At 40.3% G+C, this 13,539-nt stretch carries 12 protein-coding genes; 5 read left to right on the top strand and 7 right to left on the bottom strand.

The annotated features are described in order from the left end of the window. The gene (locus G4420_RS09015; protein ID WP_163323316.1) at positions 1-252 is read left to right on the top strand and encodes a hypothetical protein; all 252 of its coding nucleotides are present in this window, start codon (positions 1-3) and stop codon (positions 250-252) included. On the opposite strand, the gene rpe is transcribed toward G4420_RS09015, so the two are convergent. The 7 genes from rpe to bcp form a co-directional block, all read right to left on the bottom strand. Next, positions 244-894, bottom strand: a complete 651-nt coding sequence (gene rpe / locus G4420_RS09010) for a ribulose-phosphate 3-epimerase (protein WP_163323315.1) — start codon at positions 892-894, stop codon at positions 244-246. The genes G4420_RS09015 and rpe overlap by 9 nt on opposite strands. A gap of 9 nt (positions 895-903) precedes the next feature. Continuing rightward, positions 904-1,770: a sigma-70 family RNA polymerase sigma factor gene (locus tag G4420_RS09005; protein ID WP_163323314.1), complete on the bottom strand. Its 867-nt coding sequence runs from the start codon at positions 1,768-1,770 to the stop codon at positions 904-906. A 166-nt stretch (positions 1,771-1,936) separates the two neighbouring features. Further along, a complete protein-coding gene (gene thrC, locus G4420_RS09000) occupies positions 1,937-3,250 on the bottom strand; it encodes a threonine synthase (protein WP_163323313.1) in 1,314 nt (437 codons plus the stop codon). Positions 3,251-3,356: 106 nt separating this feature from the next. Then, complete coding sequence (locus G4420_RS08995) at positions 3,357-4,562, bottom strand: cofactor-independent phosphoglycerate mutase (RefSeq protein WP_163323312.1); 1,206 nt, start codon at positions 4,560-4,562, stop codon at positions 3,357-3,359. Positions 4,563-4,670: 108 nt separating this feature from the next. Then, positions 4,671-7,091, bottom strand: a complete 2,421-nt coding sequence (gene thrA, locus G4420_RS08990; RefSeq protein WP_163323311.1) for a bifunctional aspartate kinase/homoserine dehydrogenase I — start codon at positions 7,089-7,091, stop codon at positions 4,671-4,673. 122 nt (positions 7,092-7,213) lie between these two features. Beyond that, a complete protein-coding gene (gene recA / locus G4420_RS08985) occupies positions 7,214-8,239 on the bottom strand; it encodes a recombinase RecA (protein ID WP_163323310.1) in 1,026 nt (341 codons plus the stop codon). A gap of 12 nt (positions 8,240-8,251) precedes the next feature. Further along, positions 8,252-8,716, bottom strand: coding sequence for a thioredoxin-dependent thiol peroxidase (gene bcp, locus G4420_RS08980; RefSeq protein WP_163323309.1), 465 nt, complete (start codon positions 8,714-8,716; stop codon positions 8,252-8,254). Positions 8,717-8,869: 153 nt separating this feature from the next. Here bcp and G4420_RS08975 point away from each other — a divergent pair, with 153 nt between their 5' ends. From G4420_RS08975 to floA, 4 genes are read left to right on the top strand one after another with little or no spacing between them, the layout of a single operon-like run. After that, a complete protein-coding gene (locus G4420_RS08975; protein WP_163323308.1) occupies positions 8,870-10,312 on the top strand; it encodes a tetratricopeptide repeat protein in 1,443 nt (480 codons plus the stop codon). After that, complete coding sequence (locus tag G4420_RS08970; protein WP_163323307.1) at positions 10,309-10,587, top strand: ATP-dependent Clp protease adaptor ClpS; 279 nt, start codon at positions 10,309-10,311, stop codon at positions 10,585-10,587. Before G4420_RS08975 ends, G4420_RS08970 begins: the two co-directional genes overlap by 4 nt. A 5-nt stretch (positions 10,588-10,592) precedes the next feature. Further along, positions 10,593-11,063, top strand: coding sequence for an NfeD family protein (locus tag G4420_RS08965; protein ID WP_163323306.1), 471 nt, complete (start codon positions 10,593-10,595; stop codon positions 11,061-11,063). A 3-nt stretch (positions 11,064-11,066) separates the two neighbouring features. After that, positions 11,067-12,053, top strand: a complete 987-nt coding sequence (floA, locus tag G4420_RS08960) for a flotillin-like protein FloA (protein WP_163323305.1) — start codon at positions 11,067-11,069, stop codon at positions 12,051-12,053. Positions 12,054-13,539 lie beyond the last annotated feature (1,486 nt).

The raw sequence follows: 13,539 nt of genomic DNA, 5'->3' as shown, positions 1-13,539 counted from the left end.
ATGATCCAGGAAATTCTGACATACCTTATTGTTGCTGCTGCCATTTTTTGGGCAGGGCTAAAAGTGTACCGTCGTTTTTTTAAACCGGCTAAAAAAACCAAAACAACCGATTTTAAAAAGGATAAAATAACCATGGTACACAACTGCTCCGACTGCGCTGCAGGCGACTGTGCTTTGCGGGATTTACCAAGAAAGGTTATTGAAAAGAATATTGAAGAGTGCCACGACAACGTCGTCCCTTCATCACAATGATTTTAATCCTGAAATAATTTCTTTTGGATTCCCGGCACTAAAAACAAAACTTCCGGCAACAAGCACATCAGCTCCCTTATCGAGCAACTTTTTACCCGTTTCGTAGTTTACTCCACCATCAATTTCAATCTTACAATCAGTATCTGTGCTATCAATCAATTCACGTAACTGAGCCACCTTCCTGTAAGTGTTTTCAATGAATTCCTGGCCACCAAAACCCGGATTTACCGACATAAGCAACACCATATCCAAATCGCCGATAATATCCTCTAAAACGGCTACAGGAGTATGCGGATTTAAACACACGCTTGCCTTAGCTCCAAACGATTTTATTAACTGAACGGTACGGTGTAAATGGCGGCATGCCTCGTAATGTACTGTAATAATTGATGCGCCGGCTTCAACAAAAGGCTCGATGAATTTATCCGGATCAACAATCATCAAATGCACATCGAGCGGTTTTTTGGCAATTTTCTTTACATGTTCTATTACGGGAATTCCAAATGATATATTTGGAACAAACACCCCGTCCATCACATCAAAATGAATATAATCAGCTTCACTTTGATTGATCATTTCGATATCTTCTCCGAGATTGTTAAAGTCAGCTGACAGAATGGAGGGTGCTACCAAAGCTCTCATAAGTTTCGTTTATTTACCCAGGTATGATTTTAGTAACCTGTTTCGGTATTGGTTTTTTAGTTTTTTTATTGCTTTTTCTTTTATCTGACGAACACGCTCACGTGTTAATCCAAAAACATCTCCGATTTCTTCCAGCGTATGCGGCTGATATCCTTTTAACCCAAAGTAATAACGTAAAATTTCCGCTTCCCGTTCCCCGAGTGTTGACAAAGATCGTTCTATTTCTTTACGAAGTGAATTATCCATCAGCTCTCCGTCAGGATCTGGTGAATCTTCATTTAGCATCACATCATACAAATTATTCGCTTCCTCTTCACGCAGAGGGGCATCCATTGATACGTGAGTACTGGAAAAATTCATAGAATCCTCAACCAGATCCGGTTTTGATTCCATTAATTCAGCAACCTCATCAACGGTGGGTTCGCGCTGGAATTCCTGCTCCAACTTGTTAAAAGCTTTGTTGATTTTGTTGATCGAACCAATTTTGTTTAAAGGCAAACGAACAATTCTCGACTGCTCAGCTAAGGCCTGAAGTATCGATTGGCGAATCCACCAAACAGCATACGAAATAAATTTAAATCCGCGTGTTTCATCAAAACGCTCCGCAGCTTTTATCAATCCTAAATTTCCTTCATTAATCAGGTCAGGCAGACTGAGCCCCTGGTTTTGGTATTGTTTCGAAACAGAAACAACAAACCTGAGATTTGCTTTAATCAGCGTTTCCAAAGCTTGGCGGTCACCTTTTTTTATTCGTTTGGCCAACTCCACTTCTTTCTCCGCAGACAACAACTCCACCTTTCCAATTTCGTGCAGGTACTTGTCCAGCGAGAGGGTGTCGCGGTTAGTAACCTGCTTCGTGATTTTTAGTTGTCTCATATATTGTTCTTGTTAACATTAATTCTCTTTGAAAATGATAATCTATATAATATATATTACACTTTGGGGATAAAAGTAACACTCAAAACTGAATAAATTTACCATTAAATTTATCATCTCCAACTAAAACACAAAAATCAGTCAACTGTTCAATAACATTTTTTCTTTAAATTGGACGATCCAGAAGATAACGTTTAAAATCAGCATACGCTTTGGTCATTTGTTCACTTTTCTTTTCGCCCTTCATAAAGGCAGCAAGCTTTTCAGGCAATTCTACCTTACCTTTTCCAACAACCTTCTCTACCGTCTCTGTAAACTTTGCCGGATGTGCCGTTTCTAAAAAAACGCCAATCTCATTTTCCGACAAATATTCGTTTAACGACTGATATCCACATGCTCCATGCGGGTCGCATAAATAGTCGCATTCGTTGTAAACCTTCAAAATCACTTCTCTGATTTCTTCATCAGTATAGCGGTAACCTTTAATTTTTCCGGCAACTACCGCATGTTCGTTTTTGTACAAATCAAGAATACGCGCAAAATTACTCGGCGCACCAACATCCATTGCATTGGCAATGGTCTCAACCGACGGACGTGGTCTGTACTCCCCACTGTTGAGGTATTCGAAAACCACATCGTTTTCGTTATTGGCAGCAATAAACTGTTTTATCGGCAATCCCATTTCTGCTGCAATCAACCCTGCGGTCAGGTTTCCAAAGTTTCCGCTGGGCACTGAAACAACCAATTTGTTATCATCAAGTTTACCAGCTTCTTTCAGGCGTGCATACGCATTAAAATAATAAAATGCTTGCGGAAGAAAACGCGCAACATTTATGGAGTTAGCCGATGTTAACACCAGTTTCTTATTCAGCTCTTCATCAAGAAAGGCCTTTTTTACCAAATGCTGACAATCGTCGAAAGTACCTTCGATCTCCAATGCTGTAATATTTTGCCCCAGTGTTGTAAACTGCGACTCCTGAATATCGCTTACTTTTCCTTTTGGATAAAGTACGTAAACATGAATACCATCAACACCCAGAAAACCGTTTGCTACAGCACTTCCGGTATCGCCAGATGTGGCCACCAAAACGTTTACCAGCTTCTCTTGTTTACCCAAAAAATGATTTAGTAAACGCGCCATAAAACGCGCTCCCACATCTTTAAATGCCAGCGTTGGGCCGTGAAACAATTCCAGGGAATATATAGAATCGGTAACTTTTACAACCGGACAATCAAATTGCAGGGTATCAAAAACGATCTCCTTTAATTTTGTCTCTTCAATATCTTCGCCAAAGAATTTCTTTGCCACTTCAAAAGCAATTTCCTGAAACGACAGGTTTTGAATTTCATCAAAAAAAGCAGGCTCGAATTTTTCAATTTGCTCGGGCATAAACAATCCGTTATCGGCCGCCAATCCCTTTACAACTGCTTCTTTTAAAGAAACATCAGGGGTATTTTTATTTGTACTATAGTATTTCATTACTCCAACAAAAATAGAATTTTGAGATGAAGGCAAGACTCCCCCTACCTCAAAAACATGACATATATCAGAAATTTAACACCTTTTGATCCCCACAAATGGATATTTACTTCAAAAATGCACGAATAAATTCATCACCTTCCAAAGTTCCAAAAACACCGTTGCGCGTATCGAACTCATCGTAAACCTCCACCGCATCCGCTTCAGCACCCGGTTTGTAAATGGTAAACGGCACGGCATCGCGGGTATGTGTTTTTAGTGCGCATGGTGTTGGATGATCGGGCAAAATAGCAATTGCCACTTCTTCGTCCATTTTTGCCGTTTCTTCCAGAATGTATTTTACTACGCGCTGATCGAGGTATTCAATGGTTTTTGTTTTCAGTTCAACATCGCCTTCGTGGCCGGCTTCATCACTCGCTTCGATGTGCAAATACACAAAATCGTTTTCCTTCAGCGCTTCAATTGCAGCCTGTGCTTTTCCTTCGTAGTTGGTGTCGTACAAACCGGTTGCGCCTTCCACATGAATCACTTTCATTCCGGCGTATACACCAATTCCGTGGATCAGATCGACCGCAGAAATAACTGCCGAATTCTCGATTCCAAACATTTCTTTTAACGTTGGCATGGCCGGTTTATAACCAGGTGACCATGGCCAAACAGAGTTACCCGGATCTTTTCCTGCCGCTTTGCGCTTTAGGTTCACCGGATGATCTTTCAAAAGTTCCTGTGATTTTAAAATCAGGTCAGTAACCAAATCGACAGTTTCTTGTGCTTCGTCTTTTTTTGCTTTTGGCAAACAATCGGCAAATGGTGTTCCCGGCACATCGTGTGGCGGAGTACAGGCAAAGTCTTTTACTCCACCTTTTATCACCAGTAAGTGACGATAGGAAACACCTGGATAGAATTTTATTTTGTCGGTTCCGAGTTTTTCATCCAAAAATCGGATCAACTCTTCTGCTTCTTCATTTGAAATATGTCCGGCCGAGTGGTTTTTAATTTTCTCCTCTTCCACACAAATCAGGTTGCAGCGCATACCCAAATCTCCGGGTTGTAATTCAACGCCCATACTGGCCGCTTCCAGTACTCCCCTGCCTTCAAAAACCTTTTCAACATCGTAGCCTAATACGGCCATATTCGCAATTTCGCTACCCGGATGCATACTTTCGGGCACAGTTTTTAATAAGCCCGACTGGCCGTTTTTTGCCAGCCAATCGATATGTGGTTTATTTGCCATTTGCAGCGGAGTTTTTCCGCCATAGGCTGCGAGTGGCTCATCAGACATGCCATCGCCAAGAATTATAATGTGTTTCATGATGTTCAGACAATAAAGAGAAGACCAGTATCCGGTGACAGCAGTTGGCAACCAGTCTTCTAAGTTTTTTTACTTTTTTATATGAATGTTTTTAGCAGCAACTTTGTTCTAAATATTCGACACTTTTATTAAATCGGCAAATACCCCGGCGGCCGTTACCGAAGCTCCTGCACCGTATCCTTTAATCAGCATCGGGAATTCATGGTAGCGTTCAGTTGTGTACATTACCAGGTTATTGCTTCCTTCCAGGTCGTAAAAAGGATGCTTAGAATCTACTTCCTGCAATCCGGCTTCGGCCTTACCATTCTCGAACTTAGCCACAAAGCGCCATTTTTTATTTTCAGCTTCCAGTCGTTGACGTTCAGTTTCAAATTTGGCATCCAACTTTGAAACACCGGCCCAAAACTCGTCGAGCGTACCGGCGAAAAGTTCTTCAGGTACAAAACGGTTGATCAAAATTTCATCCATTTCAATACGATAACCCGATTCGCGGGCAAGAATCAGAATTTTACGGGCCACGTCAACACCACTTAAATCAACACGAGGATCGGGCTCTGAATAACCTTCTTCCTTGGCCATTTGAATGGTTTTACTCAATGGAATATCAGCCGAAATAGTATTGAAAATATAGTTGAGCGTGCCGGAAAGAACTGCTTCAATCCGCAACACTTTATCGCCCGAATTTACCAAATCGTTCAACGTATTGATAATTGGCAAACCGGCGCCAACGTTTGTTTCAAAAAGAAATTTAATCCCTTTCTTTTTGGCAATCTTTTTCAGTTCGGCATAATTATCGTACTCCGATGAAGCGGCTACTTTATTCGCTGTAACAATGGAAACGTTCGAACTCAAAATTTCCTTGTAAAGATCGGCAACTGCGTCGTTTGCCGTACAATCCACAAACACAGAATTGTAAATATTCATTTCTTTGATCTCGTCAACAAAACCTTGCAACGACGATGTTTTCTCCGAAGCATCCAACTGCTCTTTAAAGGAATCAATTTCGATTCCATCGCGGTTAAAGAGCATTTTTTTAGAGTTGGCAATTCCGGCTAACTTCAATCGCAGGTGGTTTTCCTTTAACAGGCGTTGCTGTTGTTGCTTTATCTGCTTAAGCAGGTTTCCTCCAACAGTACCGATCCCCATCAGGAAAATATTCAGCTCCACATTCTCCGACAGGAAGAACGATTCGTGCACCACATTTAAGGTTTTTCGCAGGTCTTCGTTTTTAACTACCCACGAAATATTCAGCTCCGACGCTCCCTGCGCGATCGCAATAATGTTCACGCCACTTTTTCCCATTGTTGAGAAAAGTTTTCCGGCAATACCGGTAGTGTGTTTCATATTCTCGCCAACAATCGCTACAACCGAAACACTTCTTTCGAGATCAATTTTATTCACCTGTCCGGCGGAGATCTCCTTTTCAAATTCTTCTCGAATTGCAGCTTCAGCCACATCCAGTGCTTTTTCTTCAATAGCCACACTGATGGAATTTTCTGAAGATGCCTGCGAAATCAGAATCACGTTTACATTTACTTTTGCAAGCGCAGTAAATAATCGCATTGAAATACCGGTAACACCCACCATTCCGATGCCCTGCAAAGTAACCAGCGTAATTCCCGAAATGGAAGAAATACCTTTAATCGGGCGGTCGAAACCATTCTTTACACCTTTTACAATTTTGGTTCCCGGGTTTTCAGGTTCGAAAGTATTTTTTATCTGGATAGGAATTCCTTTTTGGTAAACCGGCAAAATCGTTGGCGGATAAATTACTTTGGCGCCAAAATGCGAAAGCTCCATGGCTTCCGAGTAGGTGATCTCAGGAATAGTGTATGCTTTGCGGATCACGCGCGGATCGGCAGTCATAAAACCATTTACATCGGTCCAGATTTCCAGAATTTCAACATCCAGCGCTGCAGCAAGAATAGCTGCAGTAAAATCGGATCCACCACGCCCCAACGTAGTAAATTCACCTTTGGCATTTTTCGATATAAAACCGGGAACAACGGCCGCTCCTTTAAAACCGGCAAAAGTCTCCTTGATCCTATTGTTTGTAACGCCAAAATCAACAGCCGCTTTACCAAAATTGCTGTCGGTTTGAATAAACTCCGACGAATCTTTTCTGGGGCAACCAATAAATTCGGCAACAATATGCGACGAAATTCGCTCACCCAAACCGGCAATACGATCTAGTGTTTTCAAAGTTAATTCGCCCACCAAAGTTATACCGGTGAGCAATTTCTCCAGCTCATCGAGCAATAAATCAACATACTCTTTTACTGATCCTGATCCGTTAAAAAGTTCACTTAATGTTTCGTCGTGTCTTTGTCTGATTTCCGTAAGTTCCGTATGAAAGTCGCCTGTACCAGAGGCAGCATTGTGTGCTGCCGTTAGAATTTTATCGGTTATGCCACCAAGGGCCGAAACTACCACAACAACGTCGTCGTTCTGGTTTAGTACAATGTCTTTTACACGTTTAATGTTCGCGGCGGAACCTACGGATGTTCCACCAAACTTTAACACTTTCATACGATTTTTTTTAACTATTTATATTTGTAAAAACTACTTCATCTTTAAGCCTGCCTTATAAAAAAACCGGATGAATCGACAGAATCAATTCACCCGGTATATTCTGTCTATATCAGTATAATCTATTCTGTGGTGGTGGTTCCGGTAATGGCTTCTACAATCTTCGTCTCTAACTCCTGAGCAAGCTCGGGATTATCGATAACCAACTGACGCACTGTTTCACGCCCCTGACCCAATTTTGTTTCGCCGTAGCTAAACCACGATCCGCTTTTTTTAATAATATTGTACTGCACACCCAAATCGATGATCTCGCCCGATTTAGAAATTCCTTCGCCATACATAATATCAAATTCAGCTTTGCGGAATGGCGGTGCCACTTTGTTTTTCACCACTTTCACACGAACGTGGTTACCATTCACTTCTTCGCCATCTTTAATTTGTCCGATACGACGAATATCCAAACGCACTGACGCATAAAATTTAAGGGCATTACCACCGGTAGTGGTTTCCGGGTTACCGAACATTACACCGATTTTCTCACGCAACTGGTTAATAAAAATACAGCAGGTTTTTGTTTTGTTGATGTTGGCTGTAAGTTTACGCAATGCCTGCGACATCAAACGTGCCTGAAGCCCCATTTTTGAGTCTCCCATTTCGCCTTCAAGTTCGGCTTTTGGTGTTAATGCAGCAACCGAGTCGATTACAACAATATCCAACGCTCCCGAACGGATCAGGTTATCGGTAATTTCCAAAGCCTGCTCACCGTTATCGGGTTGCGAAATTAGAAGTTCATCAATATCAACACCCAGTTTACGGGCGTAGTAGGGATCAAAAGCATGCTCGGCATCAACAATTGCAGCAATTCCTCCGGCTTTTTGAGCTTCGGCAATCGCATGAATAGCCAGGGTTGTTTTACCCGACGATTCAGGACCATAAATCTCAATTACACGGCCTTTCGGGAATCCGCCTACGCCTAATGCTACGTCAAGCGCAATCGATCCTGACGAAATAGCGGGAACATCTTCGTCGGCGCGATCGCCCATGCGCATAATAGAACCTTTACCGTAGCTCTTTTCAATTTTATCCATTGTAAGCTGAAGCGCTTTCAGCTTTTCCTTGTTCATTTGAGCTCTCTCCTCTTTTGTCATGTTCAGAATAGGTTATAGATTTAAAGTTTCAATAATCTGATTCGTGTGATCTTTTGTATTTACTTTTTCAAAAATTTCGGCGATTACGCCCCCTTCGTCAATAACAAAGGTTTTTCGTAAAACGCCCATGTATTCTTTGCCATAATTCTTTTTTAAGCCCCAGGCGCCATAAGCCTCCAGAATTTCTTTTTCAGTATCGGCAATCAGGTTGAATTTAAACCCAAATTTGTCGATAAATTTCTGATGCGATTTTTCACTGTCGGGGCTCACTCCCACTACATCAAAACCTTTTTCCAGCCATGCGTCGTAATTGTCGTTCAAATTACACGATTCGGCTGTACAACCGGGAGTGTTGTCTTTCGGGTAGAAATAAAGGATCAGTTTTTTTCCGGCAAAATCTTTAAGAGCGATTTTCTCGCCATTTTGATTTTTACCTTCAAAATCCGGTGCCTTATCTCCAACTTTTAAATTTGCCATGTCTAACGAATTATTCAATTTTACAAATATAGTTTAATAAATGATAAATCTCAGCTCAATTCTGTATCTTAGCTGCTACTTCAGTATAATTTAATCTCTGAAAAAAATTGATTTTTTGTAGCTTTACAAACATAAAACAGAACTGATTTTCATATGATTTTTAGAAAGGTTTTAGCACTACTAACAATATTCGCTATTTTTTTGTTTGCGTCTAACAGCGTTTTTGGAGGCGATCAGGAAAATCCCTTATCGCAGGCTATTCGTTTATACGAAGATGGCAATTTTAGCGATGCCGAGGTAATCCTGAAAAAGTTGCTGAATGAGAAACCAGACCACCTGATGGTTAATTACTATTATGGGGCCTGCCGAACTGAAAACGGGCATTACGGAACCAACGAAATCATTTACCTGCTGAACGGAAGTTTGGGTGAAGCGCCTCTAAAAACCGATTACTATATTGGTGTTCAGTACCACGCCAAAAACCGTTTCGACGAGGCCTTAAAGTACTATACATTATTCAAGAATAAAACCGACGATGCAACGGCACAGGAAGTTGGACTTGCAGAAAAAATGCAGCTTTGCAGCGAGAAAATAAATCCGTTTGAGCAACGAAATGAAGCACAGGAAGTTGCTGAAACTGCAGCGGGCGATGTAATGCCGGCAGCTGTGCCCCGCACAACTGAACCCAAGCCATTTATTCCGGTTATTGGCGAAACAGTGATCGCCTCCGAAATACTGGATTCAACAGAAGTTATTACCGCAAACGATTCGGTTTTGATAGACTCAGTAATTACCGACTCAATTATTGCAGAGCCGGAAATCATCGAAGAACCGGCTGAAGATTTACCGGAACCGATAAATTTTGTAGTGAATGCCGAGATTACTTATCCCGACACTACGTTTTTCAAAACAAAAAAAGGTTTAAAATTATATACCGAAGGAACTGCCAAACAAGAAGAGCTGGAGCGAATGATAAGCAATACAGATAAACTGCGAAAACAATACGGTGCCACAACCTCGTACACCGAGCGGCAAACACTCGGCAAACAAATTCTTGATAACGAAACAAGTATTTTTCAGCTACGTGCAACTGCGGAAGAATTGCTGTTAAAATCGCAACAAGAAGAAAATTCGTTCTGGCAGGACGCTTCTTTAGAAGAAATACAGACATTCCGCAAACAGGCCGATGAGTATTTAGCGGCTTACAAATCTCAGTTAGTCCCGAAAAAACCGGATTCAATTATACTGGTGGAGCCATCAGTTGCACCGATAACAAGAACAACAAGTAGCAAAACCGAAGAAATAACAGAAGACGAACTGATATATAAAATTCAGTTGGGTGCATACAGCCGTGGATTGCCGCCCTACGTAAAACGATTATTTGACAAGTTATCCTATATTCGTAAAATTGAGAATTACACCGACGAAAAAGGAATTGTAGTTTATACTACCGGAAACCTTACCAACTACGACGATGCAGTAAAAATGCAGGAACAAGTGCGTAGAGAAGGTGTAGAAGATGCCTACATTGTACCATATTTTAATGGAAAAAGAATAACTTTGAGTGAAGCTAAAGAAATTGCAAACGACAAATGACGCAGAAAGAGACAAAAAAGATCCCAAAAGGGGATTTCAGTGAAGGAGTTGTTGAAGAAAATTTCCTGACTTTGCATAACGACGATGTGCATACATTCGATTATGTTATCGATGCTTTGATTGACATTTGCAACCATGAATATGAGCAGGCAACACAATGCACAATGCTGGTTCATTACAAAGGCAAATGCGATGTAAAAAAAGGAGCATTCGATGCACTAAAGCCACTGAAAGATGCTTTGATCGAACGCGAATTAAACGCAACTATTGACTAAAACATATGAGCATTCTTGCTATTATTCTATTAATTCTTCTCGGCCTGCTGTTACTTCTGATTGAGTTTGCAGTGATCCCGGGAGTTACCATCGCCGGAATTGGCGGGTTTCTTCTTTTAGGAGGAGCAGTGTACGTGGCTTTTGCCGAATACGGCACACTGACCGGGTTTATAACACTAGCCGCAGTTCTTATTCTTGCCCCAGCAATGATTTACTACTTTTTTAAATCGCGGGCAGGGAAAAAAATGATTCTGGAAAAGAACATTGTTGGAAAAGTTGACCTTATAAACAGGGAAAAAATTATTGTGGGCGAAACCGGTAAATCGATTGGAAGATTAGCACCAATGGGAAAAGTAAAAGTAAATGGCGAAATTGTGGAAGCCCAATCAACCGGTGCTTTCATCGATCACAATACCGAAATCAGAGTTTTGAAAATTGAATCCAATAAAATTATAGTTGAACCTTTAAATAAATAAAACATGATAGTAGAAGCAGTAGGCGCCTGGGGATTAATAATCGGGGCAATCGTATTACTTTTTATAATCCTTTATTTTATCCCCATAGGATTATGGTTTTCAGCGTTGGTATCTGGAGTACGAATTTCACTCCTGCAGTTATTCTTAATGCGTTTCCGTAAAGTACCTCCGGGAGTTATCGTTCGTGCAATGATCGAAGGAACAAAAGCCGATGTTGAATTGAGTCGCGATGCTTTGGAAGCACATTACCTGGCCGGAGGTCACGTAGCAAGGGTTGTTCATGCATTGGTATCTGCCGCAAAGGCAAACATCGAACTGCCTTTTAATATGGCAACCGCCATTGACCTTGCGGGTCGCGATGTTTTTGAGGCCGTACAAATGTCGGTAAATCCGAAAGTAATTAATACTCCTCCCGTAACTGCTGTTTCAAAAGACGGTATTCAGCTAATTGCAAAAGCAAGGGTAACCGTTCGGGCAAACATTAAACAATTGGTTGGAGGAGCCGGAGAAGAAACAGTACTCGCTCGTGTGGGTGAAGGAATTGTTTCGTCAATCGGATCATCACATTCACATAAAGCTGTTTTAGAAAATCCTGATTTTATTTCGCGCGTAGTGCTTGAAAAAGGGTTGGATGCAGGAACAGCATTTGAAATATTATCGATTGATATTGCCGACATCGATATAGGTAAAAACATTGGAGCAGTGCTTCAAATGGACCAGGCTGAGGCCGATAAGAACATTGCGCAGGCTAAAGCAGAAGAACGCCGAGCCATGGCAATTGCGCTGGAGCAAGAAAATAAAGCTACAGCACAGGAAATGAGAGCTAAGGTTATTGAAGCTGAAGTTCAGGTACCATTGGCCATTTCGGAGGCCTTCCGTAGCGGAAACCTTGGAATTATGGATTACATGAAATACAAAAACATAATGGCCGACACTACAATGCGTGAGTCGATTGCTGATGAAGATAAAAGCAAACCAGACGATCAATAAAACATATTAACGATAAAATAGTAAAGCCCGTTACAACTTGTAGCGGGCTTTTTTCTGAAATTCAAGCGAAAATTAATGGCAAAGTATGCTTCAAAAGTTATTGACTCACCCTGATTGCACATTCGACACAATCGTCCCTCTATTCGCGAAGAGAGGGAATGAGGGAGAGTCTGTTAATATTGTTTCACGTTCATTCTTGTTGAGAACTGCCGGGAATTATGGTGTTTTCAATATTTATGTTTCTAAAATTTTTTCCAAAGCTTAAGACTTTGTTAAAATATCTGTAATTTTATACGATTTTAGATCCACTTTGATGCCAGAACATGTTTTTCAGCATATATTTGCAGCATAAGTTTTAGTTCATAAGTTTAGGTTTGATTAGTTTTATTGGTTTAGTTAGTGGAAAGGATGAGTGTTGACTCATCCTTTTTTTATGGCTTATTTCTGAAACTGTCTCTTCCACCCCACTATTTTCCATCTATAAATTCACCCGATAGATTTTCTTTAAGTTCGCATAGATTTAAAATATGTTATAAAACACATTTTTTAACATTCGGGTAACCTCCGGTTCACATACGCACCTTATCTTTGCAGTATAAGTTTTAGTTCATAAGTTTAGGTTTGATTAGTTTTATTGGTTTAGTTAGTGAAAAGGATGGGTGTTGACCCGTCCTTTTTTATTTTATACCAACCAGACTCCAATAGCACCTAGTAGTCACCCGCTCTTTACATTTCATCTATCCGCAAACTGACTTTCATATTTAGCCACTTTTCCATAGAACATATTTAAATCAGTTTACATTCCTATAGAATTATATTTTGAAAAAATATCTGTTTCAGAAATTGCAGAAAGAGGATCGTGTGTTAAGTAAATTCATAATATTTTGGATACTTCATTAGTTGAAAATTAAAAATTGGGATATTTTCCACGTACTTAATACGTACTTAACATCTGAATTAACTCAGACACTCTACCAAAAGCCTGAATTCATAGGTCTTACCCCAGGCCACAACCATTATAAAATACTGATTTTGTAACACTTAAAGAGTATGAACAAATAATTCCAATCAATTTGATTGATGATCCATAAAGTTAAAATATGTTATCGTGTGGCATTTTAACATTGCATTAACCTCCCTTCGCCTTATTCGCCGTACATTTGTAGTACAAGTTTAGTTCATAAGTTTAGGTTTGATTAGTTTTATTGGTTTAGTTAGTGAAAAGGATGGGTGCTGACCCGTCCTTTTTTTATGACCTCAAACGAAATCAAACATATCTTTTTGCCGCCTTTCACGTATTTAAAATTACATTTTAATATCTCATTGCAACATCTGAACGATAGATGACATTTATCGCACATAAATAATAACAATACGATATTCGACAACTTAACATTAGATTAACTTTTGTTTCGAAGAAAGACCTTACATTTGTACTATAAGTTTTAGTTCATAAGTTTAGGTTTGATTAGTTTTATTGGTTTAG

Source organism: Draconibacterium mangrovi, from assembly GCF_010586825.1.
GTDB classification, from domain to species: Bacteria; Bacteroidota; Bacteroidia; order Bacteroidales; family Prolixibacteraceae; genus Draconibacterium; species Draconibacterium mangrovi.
The sequence above is the reverse complement of the archived record's forward strand: the minus strand, read 5'-3'. Positions and strand labels throughout refer to the sequence as shown.

Bases quoted from the DNA above. Each gene is read 5' to 3' on its own strand.
- G4420_RS08975 (WP_163323308.1), top strand. From the start codon at position 8,870: ATGATTTTTAGAAAGGTTTTAGCACTACTAACAATATTCGCTATTTTT.
- bcp (WP_163323309.1), bottom strand. From the start codon at position 8,716: ATGGCAAATTTAAAAGTTGGAGATAAGGCACCGGATTTTGAAGGTAAA.
- G4420_RS08965 (WP_163323306.1), top strand. From the start codon at position 10,593: ATGAGCATTCTTGCTATTATTCTATTAATTCTTCTCGGCCTGCTGTTA.
- floA (WP_163323305.1), top strand. From the start codon at position 11,067: ATGATAGTAGAAGCAGTAGGCGCCTGGGGATTAATAATCGGGGCAATC.
- G4420_RS09015 (WP_163323316.1), top strand. From the start codon at position 1: ATGATCCAGGAAATTCTGACATACCTTATTGTTGCTGCTGCCATTTTT.
- recA (WP_163323310.1), bottom strand. From the start codon at position 8,239: ATGACAAAAGAGGAGAGAGCTCAAATGAACAAGGAAAAGCTGAAAGCG.
- thrA (WP_163323311.1), bottom strand. From the start codon at position 7,091: ATGAAAGTGTTAAAGTTTGGTGGAACATCCGTAGGTTCCGCCGCGAAC.
- G4420_RS08995 (WP_163323312.1), bottom strand. From the start codon at position 4,562: ATGAAACACATTATAATTCTTGGCGATGGCATGTCTGATGAGCCACTC.
- G4420_RS08970 (WP_163323307.1), top strand. From the start codon at position 10,309: ATGACGCAGAAAGAGACAAAAAAGATCCCAAAAGGGGATTTCAGTGAA.
- thrC (WP_163323313.1), bottom strand. From the start codon at position 3,250: ATGAAATACTATAGTACAAATAAAAATACCCCTGATGTTTCTTTAAAA.
- rpe (WP_163323315.1), bottom strand. From the start codon at position 894: ATGAGAGCTTTGGTAGCACCCTCCATTCTGTCAGCTGACTTTAACAAT.
- G4420_RS09005 (WP_163323314.1), bottom strand. From the start codon at position 1,770: ATGAGACAACTAAAAATCACGAAGCAGGTTACTAACCGCGACACCCTC.